Raw genomic sequence first — 18608 nt, 5'->3', positions numbered from 1 at the left:
GCAGATTTTTAGCTTAAGCTTGAGTCGTGAAATAATCTTCAGAGAAGTTCATGATGACGTCAGAACCTGATTTCACTTTAGTAATGCGTAATGCCAGTTCAGGCAGAATGCGTTGTACAAAGTAACGTGCCAGAGCGATTTTATTTTGATAGAACTCACCGTCTTTATTTTTCGCTGCATTGGTAATGCGCGCGAACATATAAGAGAAGCTCAACAGACCTACAGCGTGCAGATAGTCAACTGCGGTTGCATTCGGGAAGTCATGGCTTTCTCGTGCTGCTTCCAGAATGTACTGAGTCACCGATTCAACTTCAGTTGCTGCATCCAGTGTGGCATCTTTAATAAAGTTTAGATCCGCATCCAGACTATTGGCAAAGTCACGGATTTCAGAGATATATTCAGAGATATATTCGCCGCCACATTTAATGGTTTTGCGGCCGATCAAGTCTTGTGACTGTACACCGTTGGTGCCTTCATAGATCTGGGAAATACGTAGGTCACGGATACATTGCTCCAAGCCCCATTCACGGATATAGCCATGACCACCGAAGACCATTTGTGCATCTAGGGTCGCCTGGAATGCGGTATCCGTTAAATACGCTTTCGCGATTGGTGTTAATAGCGCAACGCGGTCATTGGCTTTTTTCACCGCTTCAGGATCAGTAGAGAATTTGGTGATATCCAGTTGCTGACCTACATAAACTGCAAAGGCACGCGAAGCTTCGTTATTGGCACGTACATTCAGCAGCATACGGCGTACATCACCATGCACCAGAATGCTATCCGCAGGTTTGCTTGGTGACTGAACGCCAGCCGCACTACGACCCTGTAAACGGTCTGTGGCATATTGCGCAGCGTTTTGATAAGCGAATTCAGAAGCACCTAGGCCTTGAATACCCATCGACAGACGTTCGTAGTTCATCATCACGAACATCGCAGCGAGACCTTCGTTTTCTTTACCAACGAGGTAACCTTTGGCACCGTCAAAGTTCATGACACAAGTCGCAGATGCCTTGATCCCCATCTTGTGTTCGATTGAACCTGGGCCGACCGGATTACGCTCGCCGATAGAACCATCTTCATTGACCAAGAATTTCGGTACGATGAACAGGGAAATACCACGAGAGCCAGCAGGGGCATCTGGGGTTTTCGCTAGAACGAGGTGAATAATATTTTCCGCCAGGTCATGATCACCACCCGTGATGAAAATCTTGGTGCCGCTGATGCTATAAGTGCCGTCTTCGTTACGTTCAGCTTTGGTTTTGATAATACCCAGATCAGTACCGGCATGTGGTTCGGTTAAGCACATGGTGCCTGACCACTCACCCGAATAAATTTTAGGTAAATAGGTTTCTTTTTGTGCTTGTGAAGCATAGCTGTTCAGCGCCATGCCCGCACCAACAGAAAGCAATGGATACAGCATGAAAGACGGGTTGGTGGCAAACAGCATTTCATCAGAAAGTACCGTTAGCATTTTCGGCATTTCCTGGCCGCCCCATTCCATATCTGCGCCCAGACCAATCCAGCCACCTTCTGCATATTGTTTGAACGCTTCTTTAAAGCCAGCAGGTGTGGTCACATTACCATTTTCAATTTTTGCGCCTTCTTCATCGCCGGTACGGTTCAGAGGAAGCATGACGTTTTGAGAAAATTTTGCCATTTCTTCAAGAATCGCTTCTGCTGTCGCAGCATCCAGATGCGCTAGATTTTCATTGGCCTGCCAGAATTGTTCTGCATTGAAGACATCGTTCAGGATGAATTTCATATCGGCAAGTGGCGCGTTATAAATTGGCATGGTGTGTCACCTGTTTATTGTTTGATTAAATGAGTTTTAATCAGTCTAAAACACTCAAAATCTGAATGTTAGACGACTAAAGGTTAATTCTGTAACTCTTTATAAAGAAAAAGGACTGCCTGTTGATTGACCGTCCTTTTTCTGAAATGTAGCTAGTCTGAGACTAACTTAGAATGCAAAGTGTTCCGCATCCAGGTTCATCAATGGCTCTACACCTGTCGCAATCACTTCAACGTGTGAACGAACGCGTGGCAGGATTTTCTTGAAGTAGAAGCGTGCTGTCGTCACTTTGGCATTGTAGAAATCAACCTCAGTGGTGCCCGCAGCCAGTTGCTCCTGAGCAACCAATGCCATACGTGCCCATAGGTAAGCTAGAGTGACATAACCAGAGAAGTACAGGTAATCGACTGCAGCCGCACCCACTTCTTCAGGGTTTTGCATCGCGCGCATACCAATCTGCATGGTCAGATCGCCCCATTCTTTGTTCAAGGCAGCCAATGGTTCAACGAATTCTTTCATTGCAGCATTGTCTTTGTGCGCTTCAGCAAATTTATGGATGATCTTGGTGAAGTCTTTCAACATTGCACCTTGCGTACCCAATACTTTACGGCCTAACAAGTCTAGTGCCTGAATTTCAGTGGTACCTTCGTACAGACAAGCAATACGTGTATCACGTACGATCTGCTCCATACCGTGCTCAGAAATAAAGCCATGACCACCGAATACCTGAACACCGTGTTTCGCAGCTTCAGAACCGGTTTCAGTCAGGAATGCTTTTGCGATTGGTGTTAGCAATGACAGGATGTTGTCTGCAAATTTACGGTCTGCTTCTTCTGCAGCATGTTCAACCACGTCAGCATATTGTGCTAATAGATAAACCAGTGCACGACCGCCTTCTGCATATGCTTTTTGCGTCAACAGCATGTTACGTACAGCAGGATGTACAATGATTGGATCTGCTTCTTTTTCTGGTGCTTTAGGGCCACTTAAAGAGCGCATTGCCAGACGATCTTTTGCGTATGCAAGCGCGCCTTGGAATGAACCTTCAGATGCTGCAAGACCTTGAACTGCTGTACCGATACGTGCTGTGTTCATGAACGTGAACATGCAGTTCAAGCCGCGGTTTTCAGGTCCAATCAGGAAGCCTTTAGCATTGTCAAAGTTGATGACACAAGTCGCGTTACCATGGATACCCATCTTGTGTTCGATCGAACCACAACGTACGCCGTTACGCTCGCCAATAGAACCGTCAGCATTCAGGTTGAATTTTGGCACGATGAATAATGAGATACCTTTGGTACCTTTCGGTGCACCTGGCAGACGAGCAAGTACGATATGGATAATGTTCTCTGCCATGTCGTGTTCACCAGCAGAGATAAAGATCTTCTCGCCAGAGATTGCGTAGCTACCGTCCGCTTGTGGTTCAGCTTTAGTACGGATAATACCCAAGTCAGAACCCGCATGAGATTCAGTTAAGCACATGGTACCCGTCCATTCACCTGAAACCAGTTTAGGCAGGTAAGCGTCTTTTTGTTCAGCTGAGCCATGGTGTTCTAAAGTACGAACCGCACCGTGAGACAGGCCAGGGTACATGCCCCATGCCCAGTTCGCAGTACCGACCATTTCAGAAATCGCGATACCTAAAGAGTTCGGTAAGCCTTGACCGCCGTATTGCTCTTCAGCAGAAAGAGAAGGGAAGCCAAGCTCGATGTATTTTTGGTACGCTTCTTTAAAACCAGTTGGAGTAGTGACAACGCCGTCATTCCAGGTGCAGCCTTCACGGTCACCGGTCTGGTTGATCGGAGACAATTCGTTTTCACAGAAGTCAGCCGCAGCTTCTAAGTACTGATCTACCAGCTCACGGCTTACGTTTTCTTGGAATGCAGGGAGATTTGCATAGTGTTGTTCAGCATTTAATAATTCATGCAACACAAATTGCATATCACGTAAAGGCGCTTTGTATTGTGGCATATCGGTTTCCTCAATACTGGTTGAACCAGCGTTATAATCTTAGATGAACTAAAACCTGTCTTCACTGACACGGTTTGGAATGATCTAATCGTGCAACAACTTCCCCTGCGGTACAAGCTTTTCGGGGTGTTTTCTTGGTGACTGTAAAGTCAAAGATTAATCTGTATGATGCATTAAAGGTCTTGAGTATAAAGACTTTAGTCATATTTTGTAGGAAACGAATAGTCAACTGTATGCATGAAAGAGCACGCAATAAAAAAGCACCCGAAGGTGCTAGTCGTGAAGCCTTGATTCCTATGCATTAATAGGCAGAGGCTGTGGGCTGGAAACGAACATGACATTTACCATTGATGGTTTGTTCGCCCATCTTGATCTGTGCAGCTGTCCCGTCTTTTTTGCCTTGACAGGCTTGCAGCATGGCTCGTTGATGTGCCTGATGTTGAGCGAGGCGCTGATCAAACTGTTTAGTCAATTCTGCACGTTTGGCATCCGTCAAGACTTCACCGTGCATCATGCCTCTACGCATATCAGCACGCATTGGACGATGCTCAGCTTTCATGTCGCGATGGCTTTTCATCTCTTTACGATCTGCTTTAAAGACCATCTTGCAGGTGCCGTCTATGGTTTTATCGCCAGTCTTGATTTGAACGGCCGAGCCCACAGCTTTATTGTCGCAGGCCTGTTGAAGCTGTTTGGCAAACTGCATGCGTTCTGCACGCTTTGCCTTAAACTGCTCACGCTGTTCGGGAGTTAGATGCTGTTTTTTGCCTTCATGATGTTTCATCATGTGGGGATGATCATTGCTTGGCACATTGCTGGTGGATTGACAGGCAGTCAACGCACCCATTGATAAAACACTTGCACTGATTAAAGCTATTTTTGTCATGGTTTGCATTGTATTTATCCTGTCAAGAAGCTGATTCTATGTTAGATAAAGATTAAACAATAAAGATGAAGAAACAATGAAGAGTTTTTTGCCTCGGTGTTCGCTACAATAATGAATATAGAAGAAAAATTGAGATTTCTATTTTGAACATTCGCCGCATTCCCATTGCATTACGTCTATTTTTGACCGTGCTGTTGACCACGCTGGTCATTACCACGGTGAGTCTGGGTGTATTGCATCTGAATATGCAGCGTAATTTCGCCCGTTATGTCGCCGATGTCGAAATGCAGAAGCTGGATTATGTGATTGAAAATCTGGCGGATGTCTATGCGGTCTATCAGGACTGGGGCAATGCGATTCAGGCACAGATTCTCCAGATGGAAGGTGAAGCCGCACCAGATGATTATGACCGATTATCACGCTGGTGGTTACGCCGACAGTATGATATTGCCTTGCAGCAGCGTTATTTTCAGGAACAGACTCTGGCTCAGGTCGCACCCAGTATGGTAGATCCGGCGCTGCCACAACGTCAGATCAATGAAGAAGAATTACGTGTGCTGGCCTCTAATTTGCCTTCACAGTTTCAGCCCTTTGAAGGCTTGAAATTCCCGCTCAGCTCCAATCAGAATCTGTTTAGAACTGATCGCAAAAATGGTGAGCAGCCAACACAGCAACCGACTGGCAAAAAACAGTTTATCCAGATGCCGGACCGTCTCGGCCTCAGTTCACGTCTCTCCCTGTATGATGCAAAACGTCGTTTTGTAGTCGGTGAAGCTTCGGATGAGCAGATTTCTTATCGTCCGATTATGGTGAATAATCAGATTGTCGGCTATTTGGGCTTAAAACCGGTTCTGGATCAGGATGATGCCTTAAGTATCAATTTCTTTAGTAACCAGAAGCGTTATTTATTTCTGGTCTATGCACTCAGTATTTTGGCGAGTCTGATTGCTTCCCTGTTATTGGCAACTTATTTCAAAAAGCCGATTCAACGTCTGCTCAATGGCACACGTGCCTTGACCCAAGGAAATTATCAATATCAGGTTAAAGTGAACCGGAATGATGAATTAGGTGATTTATCCAATGAATTAAATGCATTGGCGGTGATTCTGGATCAGCATGAAACCTCACGCCGTCAGTGGGTGGCAGATACTTCGCATGAATTAAAAACCCCATTGGCAGTGTTGCAAGCACAGATTGAAGCGATGCAGGACGGGATTCGTAAACCTACCCCTGAACATTTTGCGTCTATGCTGGCTCAGGTAAACAGCCTGAAAAAACTGACTCAAGATCTGGCCGCGCTGGCACAGGTCGATGCCCAGCAATTGCAATTCTATTTCTCGACGGTGAATCCGTGGGAGGTGGTGCAGCAGGAACTCATTAACTTCCAGCCGAACTTTGAACAGGCTGAATTAGTGGTCACTGCAGATGGCGAAGGGACTGAGTTAAATTTGGATCTGGATCGTTTTAAACAGATTGTGGCGAACTTGCTCAGTAACAGTATTCGCTATACTGAAGCAGGCGGGCAGATGCATATTCACACTACGCAAGATGATAAAGAATGGACCTTATATGTCGATGATAGTCCGTTTGGTCTGACTGATGAACAACTGGCGCGTATTGGTGAGCGTTTCTACCGTGTCGATGATTCGCGTACCCGGGCGACTGGCGGAACCGGACTGGGTTTGGCATTATCATGTAAAATTACGCAGGCGCTGGGCGGCAGCTTAAGCTTTGCACATTCACCGTTGGGTGGTTTACGATGCAAGCTAAGCTTTCCTAAACAAATGAAACTATAAAGGAAATATATTGATGAAACATGTCATGCTGGTTGAAGATGAAATCGAACTTGCACAGTTGGTGCGAGACTATCTGGAAGCTGCTGGTTTTGAGGTCAGTATGTTTCATGATGGGCAGGAAGCATATAACAGTTTTACCCAGCGTAAACCGAGTCTGATGATTCTGGACTTGATGGTGCCGCGTATGGATGGTCTGACCATTTGCCGTAAGGTACGTGAACAGTCAGACTTGCCGATTATTATGGTAACCGCGCGTACTGAAGAAATTGACCGTGTGTTGGGTCTGAATATGGGTGCAGATGATTATCTCTGTAAACCATTTAGTCCGAAAGAACTGGTTGCGCGCGTACAGGCTGTGTTACGTCGTCTGGATCGTAAATCAGAACCGGAAAGCAATGATTTATTCCGCATGGACAAATCACAACAGCGCATCTGGTATCAACAAAAAGCCTTGAATTTAACGCCGACCGAATTCCGTTTACTGGAGTTATTCCTGGAACATGTCGGACAGGTATATTCACGTGCGCAATTGCTGGATCATATTAATCCGGACAGTTTTGATGTGGCTGACCGTGTCATTGACAGTCATATCAAGAATTTACGCCGTAAGATTTCAGATGCGGCTGAAACCGGTAACCGTCATGAGTGGATTCAGGCGGTGTATGGTGTGGGCTACCGTTTTGAATATCCTGAAGATTGATTAAAAAATAAATGTGGATGTTATTATTAACCATCCACATTTATTTAAACTTGTACTTTCAGGAAATATAAATCGTTAATCTGGTCCCATAAAAACTCATAGTCTTGCATGAGTGTAATATCGTTTCCGTAAGGCTTAGGAGTTCTATAACTTAATATCGTTCCTTCTTTGTACGTACTTTTATGCCTGAAATCAAAATCACGGGTATCATCCGAATATTTTATTTGGTTGCAATAGTGGGCATGATCAGTTGCGAGAATGAAATAACAAATGTCGATTCCATTTCTCTTGTAAAGTTCTAAATTTGAAAGATCTTTAAAGACATCGTAACGGTTGTTAGGTTCCCGATGGTTACTTTTCTTAAAGAATTTTAGTTCTATAGCAGCACAAGTTTGATGATCACCATCTTGATAACGAATTAAAATATCAATTCTTGCTCGCTCAGATTGACTCTTAATACTCGTTGTTTTTAAAGGTAAAAATGTTTCAAACTCTAAATGGAATTTGTCGCTTAACCTAAACTCATACAACTGCCCAAGTGTTTTTAAAATATGTCCTAATTCTAATTGGAAAGCACTTTCGTTATGTGTAATTAATCCTCCAAATGCGAGTTTGTGAGTAAGCAGCTTATATGCTGTTTCAATAATTTCATGTGTCAATTTAGTTTGATCAATTTTTTGCATGTTTTTTGAGTCTATTTATTAAGACGAACAACTCACCATCACTTCAGGCACATCACTTGGCAATGGCGCTAAATCTTCAGGCTGTTCCAAATCGGGCTGTTTTAGATAAGGCTGACTGAGTAATTTAAACAGACGACCTACTTCAGAAAAATCATCCCGCTCTGCCAGTTCAATGGCTTTCTGTGCCATATGATTACGTATAATATAATGTGGATTGATCAAGTGCATGGCGGCGTCTAACTCTTCAATATCCTGTTGTTCTCGAATGCTTTCATATTGCGTCAAAAATGCTTCAAACTGACGACGATCCAGACAATCATCTTTAAGGGCTTCATAGTCTTTATTTTGCAGACGGATAAAACTTTGGGTGTAGTCCAGTTGTTCACTCTGTAAAATTCGCAGAAAGGCCATAGCGCAGTCAAAACTGTCTTTATGGAAACTTGGCAAGCCCATTTTCTGGTTTAAACCATGTTTATAATGTTCCAAGAATGTTGGTTCATAATGCTCCAGACATGCAGCTAAATCCTGTTTCCATTGTTCTTTGTCATAATCTGTAGGGCAGAGCGGGACCAGATTGTTTAACCATTGCCACAAATTCCAATGTCCGATACTTGGCTGCTGCTGATAGGTATAACGCCCTTGATAATCCGAGTGGTTATTGATCCAGTTCGGACGGAAGCGCTCCATAAAGCCATAAGGACCAAAGTCCAAAGTTGAACCGGTAATATTCAGGTTGTCAGTATTCATCACGCCATGTGCAAAACCAACCAGTTGCCATTTGGCAATCATCACCGCAGTGCGCTGAATAACTTTCGTGGCAAAGCTCAGAATCGGCTGTTCGGCTTGCAGGCATTCTGGATAATGCCATTCGATACATTTCTGGGTAAATTCAGCTAGTAGATCTGGCTGATACTGATTGATCCATTCAAAATGGCCGAAACGGATATGACAGTCTGAAGTACGCAACATCATCGCGCCCGGCTCTAGCTTCTCACGCTGAATACCTTGGATTGATGAAGTAAAACCAACTGCATTACTGGATGCTACACCTAAGGCATTTAAGGCATGACCTGCCAGATACTCACGAATGACTGAACGCAGTACTGCACGACCATCGCCCATGCGTGAATAAGGGGTTGCACCAGCACCTTTTAAATGCAGGTCAATGGTCTGATTATTTTTATCCAGAATTTGCGCAATCAACAACCCGCGACCATCTCCCAACTGTCCTGCCCATTGTCCAAACTGATGACCTGCATAGACCATAGCCAAGGGTTCAAATTCAGTAAAAACTTTCTGACCACTACAAATCTCGACCCATTGCGCCTTGTCTTCATCCGACCATTGCAGTTGCTCTGCTAAAGCTGCATTAAAATGTCCGGCTTTCGCACCTTTTAACGGCAGCGGAACTTGATGGTGATAGAGGCGGGCGGGCAGTGTTTGATAGCGAGAGTTAAAATACATGGCATCAGTACAGGATTGGAATAAATTTACTATAACAAAGATAGCTGTATAAAACTGTTGTATAAGCGAGAGTTCACGTTATCTTTCGGACATAAAAAAAGCCCCAATCGGGGCTTTAGTGTTCAACAGCTTTTATTGAGAAACTGCAGATTTTTTCAAATTACGAACCAGTAGATTCAAGGTTTGACGATGATGAGAAAGACGCTGTTCAACCAGCTGGAATTCAACTTTCAGCTTGTCATCCATCTGATGGATTTTTTCAGCCATCGATGCTTTCTTGACCTGAATTTCCTGTTCTTTCAGCTTCGCCCAGTCATTTAAAGTTTGGGTAAATGCATCATATTCCTGTGCGATCTTGGTTTTTACCGCCGAGATATCTTCAGAAACATCATGGCCATATACCGCAAGATCCTGTTCAGCATATTTAAACTTCATTGCCAATTCCGCTTTTTTGATATTAAAGCTAGGAATGCGGCGCAAGTTTTTAGCTAAACCAAGTTTAGAACAAGTCCAGATCAACCATTTAGTTGGATCGTATTGCCACCATTTTACGCCGTTACGGTAATCGTATTGGAAAATGTGGTGATAGTTATGATAACCCTCACCCCAAGTTGCAACCGCGAGTACGAAGTTGTCACGTGCAGTATTTTCGTCGGTATAAGGACGATTTCCCCACATGTGGCAAAGTGAGTTAATGAAGAAGGTTACATGATGGCTCAGGATTAAACGCATTAATCCACCCAGCAGCAACACGCCCCAGACATCGCCGACTGCCCAACCAATTGGCAATAAAATCGCAGCATGAACAGCAATCACTAAAGGAACGTAGTATTTGTCCTGGAACATCACCACTTTGTCTTTTAACAGATCTGGCGCATTTTTATAATTGGCTACACCTGATGGATAATCACGTAACATCCAACCAATATGTGCATACCAGAAGCCTTTATTGATCGAGTACGGGTCTTGATCAACATCATCGACATGACGGTGATGAGTACGGTGACCAGATGCCCAGAATAAAATACTGTTCTGTACAGCAAATGTACCCATAATCATCAAGATGATTTTTAATGGTAAAGTGGCTTCATAAGCACGATGTGCCCACAGGCGATGGTATCCTGCTGTAATGCCGAGGCTGCTTACGCCCAGTAAAACAAACATACTGATCCAAGCGGCAGCGCTAAAATCATGGTGATACGCATACAACGGAATCGCGATCAGGGCTACAATCGGTAAAAATACCAATGCAAACACAGCAATCCAGTTGATGGGGGCTTTGGGTAAGGGAGCATTCATCTCCAACAGCACTCCTAGAACCTCGGAAGGTATAACAAAAAGCAGAAACTACTGTTGGTTTTAACAGCAGCCTATCTTGTCCATATTAGCATGTGCCCTAAGGCATCACTAGCATTATTGTACGGTTGTATTGTACTTGTCGGTAACAGAATAAGTAGGGCAGAAGTGACCATTTTGCGAGCGTAGACAGGCTCTGATTTCCGACTAAGTGACTGAGGATTATCACTCTTTCAGAAAATTGAAACAGAATGAATCAGATGAAAATCGTTGTTCATAATTTCTACAATATGATTAGGGAGTTTGCAGAATATAGAGGTTGGACAACTTCATTTCACTTTCAAATAAAATCTGATTAAGGAAGATTCACACTTTCATTATTGCATTATCGAAATGAACTGGGTCAAGAAATACCTAGATCAATCAAGGTTAAGAGAGCAAAAATTATTTAGAGTTGTTGTAGCATCAATTTTGGATAATCGGTAATCAGCCCCTGAACCCCCCAGTCTCGCAGTTGTTTGGCACGGGTGACATCATTCACTGTCCAGACACTGATATTCAACTCGGCAGCCTGAGTGGCCTGAATCAGGTCTTTACTGGCCAGTTCATCCATCCAGCCAATATGACAGCATCCAAGTTCCAGCGCCTGATCAATGGCCTGATGTTTGACATCGGTTTCAATCAATAAACCGCGTTTTAAACGTGAGTTTTGCTGTTTGAAAGCATCCAGAATTTTGGCATCAAAGCTGGTAATAATAGCTGCCTGCTCATAGCCTTGTAACTGCTGTTCGACTTCAAACGCGATTTTTTCAGCTGCTGCTTCAGATGCTACGCTTTTAATTTCGACTTCAATATGCTCGAAATTTCGAATGACATTTAAGGTTTGATCGAGCAGTGGGGTCGATTCAATTTTATTCCATTCTGACCAGGCCACTGCGTGATTATATTGGGTAAGATCTTGACGGTTACACTCGTATAGATGCTTCTGCAAACCGGTGGTACGCACAAAGTCGTCATCATGCATGATGATTAAGGCATTGTCTTTGAGCTGACGGACATCAAACTCAACGGCGCGAATGCCGATCTCCTGAATATATTGAAAACCGCCCAAGGTATTTTCAGGGGCTTCGCCACGTGCACCACGATGACCAATTATGCGCATAAGATGCTCATGAGTGGGAAAGTTAAGTTCATTTTGCTAGGGCTACGTGACAGAAGAGTGACACTTTCTATTTTCGTCAGATGTTCTGTAAAATCAAGAGACATCTGACGTGTATTTTTAGATAGCAACTTGAAACATAATTTTACTTTTCGATGCTGTCATTGATATTTTTTTGCCACAGCACTTCGGAACCGCCCTCAGCACGTTGCAGGGTACGTGATGCTACAAATAACCAGTCCGATAAACGGTTAAGTAGTTGCAGTGACGCTGCCTGAATGTTTTGGTCACGGTGATGTACCGACATCACGCTGCGTTCTGCACGACGACAAACAACGCGGGCCTGATGGGCAAAGCTGCACACCAACGTTCCAGCAGGCAGAATAAAATCTTTTAACATCGGCAAAGCTTCATTCATGCGGTCGATATCATTTTCCAGAAACTCAATCGATACCGGTTGCACCAGATTAAAACCCGGAATACACACTTCACCGCCCAGATCAAATAACCAGTGCTGGATCAGGCTTAAAGATTTATCCCAAGTAGCTTGATCTTCAATGTTACTTGCTGAAATTTGTGCACGTAATACGCCAATCACGGCATTTAGTTCGTCGACATCACCGAGTGCTGTGATACGCAAATCATCTTTGGCAACACGTGAGCCATCACCGAGTCCTGTGGTACCTGAATCGCCTGTGCGGGTGTAGATTTTGCTTAAACGGTGGCCCATATGTGTTCCTTGAATTTTTAATGAAGATAATAAAAAAGGATAATGTCGGTCATAACATTATCCATAAACTGCGCTGTTTTAAAGTTTTTTGCTGTTTAGAGCTTAGTATTTAAAGGTGATGCCTGCAGAAGCGAGACGGCCACCGTTCACATAGTACTGGTCACCAGCGCTATGCACAGTTTTGTATTTCACATCACCGACATTTTCAATGTTAGTAAACAGTTTAACTGTTGGATTAATATTCCAATATGCATTTAAGTCAACACGTGCATAACCTGGAATATCACGACTAAAGTCCTTCGCTTTCGATTTTGCTACCATTGCAGCACTTAAACCGTAATCGGCATTTTGTAGACCTGTCGATACAGTGAATGACTGACGAGGGCGACGTAATAGCTCTGAATTCTGTTTCGTATCTTCAGTTTTGACATAAGTGTAACCGGCATTAATAAAGAACTGATCTTTTGCCCATTGTGCCGTCAATTCGCCGCCAGTCATCTTGGCTTCATCAATGTTTTGGTTTTGGTAAACAGTAGTTGGAAGCCACTCTTCTCCACAATCAATAATACATTCCGAATTAATTAAATTATCGACTTCCGTATAGAAAGCGGAAGCACCTACTAAAATATTTAATGGAAGTTTTTGATCTATCCCCATTTCATACGAAATGCTTTCTTCAGGCTTCAGTTGATCATTGCCGCCAAAAGCATACATATCATTTAAAGTCGGTGCCTTAAATGCTGAACCAATATTGGTATAAATGCTGGTATTAGGGAGCAATTGATAACGGATACCACCTTGTGCAACGGTATGTGAGCCAAATTTTTCGTTATCTTCGACACGCACACCCATCTGAGTGCTTAAGCTATTTGTCTGATACTGATGCTGAATATAGTAGCCTGTTGAATTAATATCTTCATCAATAGCCTGGGTTTTTGCATCGGTATTACGCTGGGTAATGCCCAGTAAAACATTTTGTGCTGCTGTGAAATTCCATTTGCCATAGATTTCTGCTTCTTGCGTGGTGCTATGTACAAAGCTGCTTGATGTGACCTGATCTAAGTCATCTTTAAACTGAGATAGACGTGCATTAATTTCAGTGGCTTGTGTTGGATTAATACGACCTTTTAAGTTTACAATTTTATTTTCAAAATCTTGGCTGGAAAATGCACCCCAATTACTGTATTGGACATTTCCTGAATTTTGACTGTAATCGAGTGATGTTGCATAACGCTCTTTTTCAATACCGAATTTTGCACTATAGCCTTTTTGATCATAACTGTAGTCACGGTTGTCATTGATATTGAATACAGGTGTGCCGTCAGTTTCTAAAACTTGACCGCGAATCTGCGCATACACCCCATTTTCTGCCAAGTCAGCCCCAATAATTGATTTGTAGGTTTGATTCTCACCAATTTCACCTGTTACAAAGGCACTCGTTTTTTCAGGCGTTTTTGTTACAAACTGCACTACACCACCAATTGCGTCTGTACCATAAAGCACAGACGCAGGGCCTTTTAATACTTCAATCTGTTTAAGATCAGTGGTGTCTAAAAAAGGAATAGACGCTGCACCTGTGGTGGCTGTATTTAAACGAACACCATCACGTAGTACTAAAACTTGATTGGAATTGGTACCGCGTAAAAAAATAGAAGTTTGCTGGCCATAACCACCCGATTGCACGACATTAATACTTGGGTCTGTTTTGAGTAAATCTGGTAGTGCTTTAAGAGGTGATTGCTCAAGAATTACAGGTTCAATAATCGAAATACGCGCTGGTACATTTTCAATGTTTTCTGCAGAGCGAGTTGCCGTGACCACAATGGTATCTAAAGATGCTTTCGCAACTTTTTGCTCGTTAGCAAAAACAGATGAAGTGGTACCCAACGCAAGTGCGATCGCACCTACCAAGGCAGTAGGTTGACAATGAAGTGACATGTTAAAGCTCCCTACATTCACTTCCCCGTGAATGATTGAGTTATAGAACACAACAAGCAGGTTTCCGGACTTAAATGTGCAAAGCAGCGACTTTGCTGTATATCCACCTTCCCACATCAAGATGCAGTGGTGTAAACCGAAGAGTTTAAATTGATAGACGTTTCATTTTTTACCGTTGCGGGGGCAGTGCTGGATTTACACCAGCTTCCCTAAAGCCTGAAGGCTTGGACTTGCTGCAAAGTGAGCGCAGTATAAAGTTTGTATGCCTTATAAACAATCTGCATCGAGAATAATCCGGATGAACTTTTACGCAAGTCAGAAAAATTGCATTACAATGATTTGCCCCAATCTTACAGATTGTTCAATACATTGGTAGATCTAGAGCCAACATAATATGCGAACCCGTGCCAAAATTTGTGGAATCACCCGAGTTGAAGATGTACATGCCGTAGCCAATGCTGGCTGTGACGCGATAGGATTTGTATTTTATCCACCGAGTCCGCGGCATGTCACTTTAGAGCAGGCTGAAATCCTGATTCAGTCGGTTCCAGCTTATGTACAGGCGGTGGGTTTATTTGTGAATAGTCACGCAGATGAAATTCAGGATATTCTGAAAACCGTTCCACTGGATATTTTACAATTTCATGGCGATGAAACACCTGAACAGTGTCAGGCTATCGCCCAGCAGGTCGGACGCCGTTGGTATAAAGCCATTCAGGTAAAACCTGACCTGGATGCAGTCGCAGAAATTCAAGGTTATCAAGATGCAGGCGCAAGCGCAGTGCTATTAGATGCATGGCATCCTGATCTGAAAGGTGGCACAGGGCACAGCTTCGATTGGGACACATTTCCCAAACTCAATATTCCCTTGATCTTGGCAGGCGGTTTAAATCCTGACAATATTGAACAGGCAATTCTCACCACACAGGCGTATGCCGTCGATGTGAGTGGCGGTGTCGAGTCCGCAAAAGGTATTAAAGACCAACAACTCATAGAACGCTTTATGCAAGGAGTCCATCGTGGATCAGCAAAGTACTAGCCAGAACAGTCAGGCAGTTGACTATACCCAATTCCCGGATGAACGCGGGCATTTCGGTATTCATGGCGGACGTTTTGTGTCAGAAACACTCATGGCGGCTTTAGAAGACTTGGAAAAGCTCTATTTCCGTATGAAAGATGATGCGCAGTTTTTGGCAGAATTTGACCGTGACATGGCGTTTTACGTCGGTCGTCCGAGTCCTTTATATCATGCTGAACGATGGTCGAAAGAGTTGGGTGGCGCACAGATTTACCTGAAACGTGAAGACCTGAACCATACCGGTTCGCACAAAGTAAATAACACAATCGGTCAGGCCTTACTGGCGAAGCTTTCCGGCAAGAAACGTATTATTGCCGAAACAGGTGCAGGCCAGCATGGTGTAGCAACGGCAACAATTGCAGCACGTTTAGGTCTTGAATGTGTAGTATTCATGGGCGCAGACGATGTAAAACGTCAGGCGATGAACGTCTACCGTATGCGTTTATTAGGCGCGACGGTTGTGCCGGTAGAAAGTGGCTCCAAAACATTGAAAGATGCCATGAACGAAGCCATGCGTGACTGGGTGACCAATGTTGATTCAACCTATTATGTGATTGGTACCGTGGCAGGTCCACACCCATATCCGCAGCTGGTTCGTGATTTCCAGTCGATCATCGGTCGTGAAGCACGCCGTCAAATTTTGGAACAGGCTGGCCGTTTACCAGATGCCCTGGTAGCATGTGTCGGTGGTGGATCTAATGCAATGGGCTTGTTCTATCCATTCCTGAATGACCAAGACGTGAAAATGTATGGTGTTGAAGCAGCAGGTCATGGGATTGAATCAGGCAAGCACTCTGCGCCATTGAATGCCGGTCATGTCGGTGTCCTGCATGGTAACCGAACTTACCTGATGTCGGATGCACAAGGCCAGATCATCGAAACCCATTCAATTTCTGCAGGTCTGGATTATCCGGGTGTAGGTCCGGAACATAGTTTCCTGAAAGATATGGATCGCGTGAAATACGTACCGATCAATGACCAGGAAGCTTTACAGGGTTTCCGCGACTTGACCAAGATTGAAGGCATTATTCCGGCGTTAGAAAGCGCACATGCTATGGCTTATGTCACTAAACTTGCACCGACCATGGATAAAGATCAAATTATTATTGCGACGGTTTCAGGTCGTGGTGATAAAGATTTGATGACTGTGGCACGCATTGATGGCGTGGAAATGGTAGAGATGTAAGTTCCTTAAAGTCCTCTCCTTATAGGAGAGGGTTGAGGAAAGGTTATTTCAAATAAAAATCGTGCTAAGTTTTCTTAGCACGATTTTTTATTGAGTAGATTTTGAAAGAACACGCTTGTATGGAATTAAGAAAATTCACCTTGCGCACGTTCTTTGGCCCATTCACGTAAAACAAATTTCTGTAATTTTCCGGTCGAGGTTTTTGGAATTTCGGTGATCACCACATCCTTAGGCACTTTAAAACGGGCCAGATGCTCACGGCAGAATTCTATAATTTCTTCTTCTGTGGCTTTTGTTCCTTCTTTGAGTTCGATAAAGGCACATGGCACTTCCTGCCAGCGTGGATCAGGCTTGGCGACTACCGCAGCAGTCAGCACCGCCGGATGTTGATACAGCACTTCTTCCACTTCAAGCGATGAAATATTTTCTCCGCCGGAAATAATCACGTCTTTGGAGCGGTCGGTAATTTTGGCATAGCCATCCGGTTGGCAAACTGCCAGATCTCCCGTATGGAACCAGCCACCGGCAAAGGCTTCTTCTGTCGCCTCAGGATTTTTCAGATAACCTTTCATCACGATATTGCCACGGAACATGATTTCACCCATGGCCTGGCCATCATGCGGCACTTCCTGCATGGTATCCGGATCAAGCACTTTCATGCCATCTTGCAATGGATACGGTACGCCTTGACGTGAATGTAACTGTGCCTGTTCCTGAATAGACAGATCGCTCCATCCCGCCTGTGAAGCGCAGAGTGCCGAAGGGCCATAGGTTTCAGTCAAGCCGTAAACATGCGTTACATTAATACCGATATTGCGCATGCCTTCGATAATCGCAGCTGGCGGTGCAGCACCCGCGACCATCACTTCGACACGGTGATCAATCTTGGTCTTTTTCTCTTCAGGCGCGTTAATCAACATCGACAGAACAATCGGTGCACCACAGAAGTAATCGACCTTATGTTCAGCGATCAGCTTAAAGATCAGTTCAGCATCGACTTTACGCAGGCAAACGTTGGTTCCGCCGTTGGCTGCCATGGTCCAGGCAAAGCACCAGCCATTACAGTGGAATAGCGGCAGTGTCCATAAATAGGTGGCACGTGGTGTCATACCACAGGCAATAATATTACTGGCTGCGTTAATGTAGGCACCGCGATGATGATAGACCACGCCTTTCGGGTTGCCGGTGGTGCCCGAGGTATAGCTTAAGCTGATGGCATCCCATTCATCTTGAGGTAGATGCCATTCAAAGTTTGCGTCGCCTTGCGCAATCCAGTCTTCATATTCAATTTGACCAATACGTTGATCTTCACCTTCAAACTCTACATCGGCCACATCAATGACATAAATGTCTTGTGAAACTAGAGCGAGTGCTTCAGTCGCTAGTGCGGTAAATTCAGGATCGACCAATAACACTTTACTTTCAGCATGTTCTAGCATGAAAGCAAGGGTCTTGGCATCCAGACGGGTATTTAAGGTATTCAGAACTGCGCCTGCCATCGGCACAGCAAAATGCGCTTCGATCATGGCAGGGACGTTAGGCAGTAAGACAGACACGGTATCATTTTTACCGATGCCTAATTTTTGGAGTTGGTTGGCAAACTGACGACAACGGTTGTATTTCTCACGCCAGGTAATACGACGCTTACCGTGAATAATCGCGTTCTGGTTTGGATAGATATAAGCTGCACGATCAAGATAGCGTAAAGGTGATAAGGCTACAAAATTCGCGGGGGTACGCGGTAATTCATCATATGCGCTAACCATTGTAAAACTCCGTTCTATATTTATTTTCATATCCTTTTGAAAAGATATGTATTTCTCAGAAATCTTGCATTTATGCTTTAGTCGAGTACGATTTTACAAATCCTAAGTAATTGAATATTAATAAAAATATTTAACCCTACTTAAATGTTTTGAACGCCTG

General features: G+C 44.0%; 14 protein-coding genes and 1 riboswitch. Of the genes, 4 read left to right on the top strand and 10 right to left on the bottom strand.

What is annotated here, in order from left to right; genetic code table 11:
* Window positions 1-13: 13 nt before the first annotated feature.
* From MTX11_RS01875 to MTX11_RS01865, 3 genes are all read right to left on the bottom strand, one after another.
* Complete coding sequence (locus tag MTX11_RS01875; RefSeq protein ID WP_005103290.1) at window positions 14-1795, bottom strand: acyl-CoA dehydrogenase C-terminal domain-containing protein; 1782 nt, start codon at window positions 1793-1795, stop codon at window positions 14-16.
* A 168-nt stretch (window positions 1796-1963) separates the two neighbouring features.
* Window positions 1964-3766 carry an acyl-CoA dehydrogenase C-terminal domain-containing protein gene (locus MTX11_RS01870; protein WP_004278309.1) on the bottom strand — a complete coding sequence of 601 codons (1803 nt, stop codon included), beginning with the start codon at window positions 3764-3766 and terminating at the stop codon, window positions 1964-1966.
* Between the two features lie 301 nt (window positions 3767-4067).
* Window positions 4068-4661, bottom strand: a complete 594-nt coding sequence (locus MTX11_RS01865; protein WP_243474218.1) for a hypothetical protein — start codon at window positions 4659-4661, stop codon at window positions 4068-4070.
* Between the two features lie 134 nt (window positions 4662-4795).
* Between MTX11_RS01865 and baeS the strand changes: the two genes are divergently transcribed.
* Together baeS and MTX11_RS01855 are read left to right on the top strand one after the other, a co-directional pair.
* The gene (gene baeS / locus MTX11_RS01860) at window positions 4796-6448 is read left to right on the top strand and encodes a sensor histidine kinase efflux regulator BaeS (RefSeq protein WP_243474217.1); all 1653 of its coding nucleotides are present in this window, start codon (window positions 4796-4798) and stop codon (window positions 6446-6448) included.
* A 13-nt stretch (window positions 6449-6461) separates the two neighbouring features.
* Window positions 6462-7148 carry a response regulator gene (locus MTX11_RS01855; RefSeq protein WP_004278304.1) on the top strand — a complete coding sequence of 229 codons (687 nt, stop codon included), beginning with the start codon at window positions 6462-6464 and terminating at the stop codon, window positions 7146-7148.
* A gap of 44 nt (window positions 7149-7192) precedes the next feature.
* On the opposite strand, the gene MTX11_RS01850 is transcribed toward MTX11_RS01855, so the two are convergent.
* The 6 genes from MTX11_RS01850 to MTX11_RS01825 form a co-directional block, all read right to left on the bottom strand.
* Complete coding sequence (locus tag MTX11_RS01850) at window positions 7193-7831, bottom strand: hypothetical protein (RefSeq protein ID WP_155861719.1); 639 nt, start codon at window positions 7829-7831, stop codon at window positions 7193-7195.
* 18 nt (window positions 7832-7849) lie between these two features.
* Entirely contained in the window at window positions 7850-9295 is a 1446-nt protein-coding gene (locus MTX11_RS01845) for a protein adenylyltransferase SelO (RefSeq protein ID WP_005246020.1), read from the bottom strand.
* Between the two features lie 132 nt (window positions 9296-9427).
* Window positions 9428-10594, bottom strand: a complete 1167-nt coding sequence (locus MTX11_RS01840; RefSeq protein WP_243474216.1) for an acyl-CoA desaturase — start codon at window positions 10592-10594, stop codon at window positions 9428-9430.
* 445 nt (window positions 10595-11039) lie between these two features.
* Complete coding sequence (locus MTX11_RS01835; protein ID WP_114541340.1) at window positions 11040-11753, bottom strand: glycerophosphodiester phosphodiesterase; 714 nt, start codon at window positions 11751-11753, stop codon at window positions 11040-11042.
* 142 nt (window positions 11754-11895) lie between these two features.
* Complete coding sequence (locus MTX11_RS01830) at window positions 11896-12480, bottom strand: cob(I)yrinic acid a,c-diamide adenosyltransferase (protein ID WP_005103298.1); 585 nt, start codon at window positions 12478-12480, stop codon at window positions 11896-11898.
* A gap of 102 nt (window positions 12481-12582) precedes the next feature.
* Entirely contained in the window at window positions 12583-14418 is a 1836-nt protein-coding gene (locus tag MTX11_RS01825) for a TonB-dependent receptor plug domain-containing protein (RefSeq protein WP_005103300.1), read from the bottom strand.
* Window positions 14419-14456: 38 nt separating this feature from the next.
* A riboswitch (cobalamin riboswitch) is annotated at window positions 14457-14667 on the bottom strand.
* 145 nt (window positions 14668-14812) lie between these two features.
* Between MTX11_RS01825 and MTX11_RS01820 the strand changes: the two genes are divergently transcribed.
* Both MTX11_RS01820 and trpB read left to right on the top strand, forming a co-directional pair.
* Window positions 14813-15457 (top strand): phosphoribosylanthranilate isomerase, encoded by a 645-nt coding sequence (locus MTX11_RS01820; protein WP_243474215.1) that lies wholly within the window; start codon window positions 14813-14815, stop codon window positions 15455-15457.
* Window positions 15438-16682, top strand: a complete 1245-nt coding sequence (gene trpB / locus MTX11_RS01815; RefSeq protein WP_004732965.1) for a tryptophan synthase subunit beta — start codon at window positions 15438-15440, stop codon at window positions 16680-16682. The genes MTX11_RS01820 and trpB overlap by 20 nt, the downstream gene beginning before the upstream one ends.
* A gap of 125 nt (window positions 16683-16807) precedes the next feature.
* On the opposite strand, the gene MTX11_RS01810 is transcribed toward trpB, so the two are convergent.
* Window positions 16808-18448 carry an acyl-CoA synthetase gene (locus MTX11_RS01810; RefSeq protein ID WP_243474214.1) on the bottom strand — a complete coding sequence of 547 codons (1641 nt, stop codon included), beginning with the start codon at window positions 18446-18448 and terminating at the stop codon, window positions 16808-16810.
* Between the last annotated feature and the right edge of the window lie 160 nt (window positions 18449-18608).

This window comes from Acinetobacter lwoffii, from assembly GCF_022809915.1.
Lineage (GTDB): Bacteria > Pseudomonadota > Gammaproteobacteria > Pseudomonadales > Moraxellaceae > Acinetobacter > Acinetobacter lwoffii_M.
This window is presented reverse-complemented; position numbering and strand designations above follow the sequence as displayed.

Bases quoted from the DNA above. Each gene is read 5' to 3' on its own strand.
- MTX11_RS01820 (WP_243474215.1), top strand. From the start codon at position 14,813: ATGCGAACCCGTGCCAAAATTTGTGGAATCACCCGAGTTGAAGATGTA.
- MTX11_RS01850 (WP_155861719.1), bottom strand. From the start codon at position 7,831: ATGCAAAAAATTGATCAAACTAAATTGACACATGAAATTATTGAAACA.
- MTX11_RS01825 (WP_005103300.1), bottom strand. From the start codon at position 14,418: ATGTCACTTCATTGTCAACCTACTGCCTTGGTAGGTGCGATCGCACTT.
- MTX11_RS01870 (WP_004278309.1), bottom strand. From the start codon at position 3,766: ATGCCACAATACAAAGCGCCTTTACGTGATATGCAATTTGTGTTGCAT.
- MTX11_RS01810 (WP_243474214.1), bottom strand. From the start codon at position 18,448: ATGGTTAGCGCATATGATGAATTACCGCGTACCCCCGCGAATTTTGTA.
- MTX11_RS01840 (WP_243474216.1), bottom strand. From the start codon at position 10,594: ATGAATGCTCCCTTACCCAAAGCCCCCATCAACTGGATTGCTGTGTTT.
- MTX11_RS01835 (WP_114541340.1), bottom strand. From the start codon at position 11,753: ATGCGCATAATTGGTCATCGTGGTGCACGTGGCGAAGCCCCTGAAAAT.
- MTX11_RS01865 (WP_243474218.1), bottom strand. From the start codon at position 4,661: ATGCAAACCATGACAAAAATAGCTTTAATCAGTGCAAGTGTTTTATCA.
- MTX11_RS01875 (WP_005103290.1), bottom strand. From the start codon at position 1,795: ATGCCAATTTATAACGCGCCACTTGCCGATATGAAATTCATCCTGAAC.
- MTX11_RS01830 (WP_005103298.1), bottom strand. From the start codon at position 12,480: ATGGGCCACCGTTTAAGCAAAATCTACACCCGCACAGGCGATTCAGGT.
- MTX11_RS01845 (WP_005246020.1), bottom strand. From the start codon at position 9,295: ATGTATTTTAACTCTCGCTATCAAACACTGCCCGCCCGCCTCTATCAC.
- MTX11_RS01855 (WP_004278304.1), top strand. From the start codon at position 6,462: ATGAAACATGTCATGCTGGTTGAAGATGAAATCGAACTTGCACAGTTG.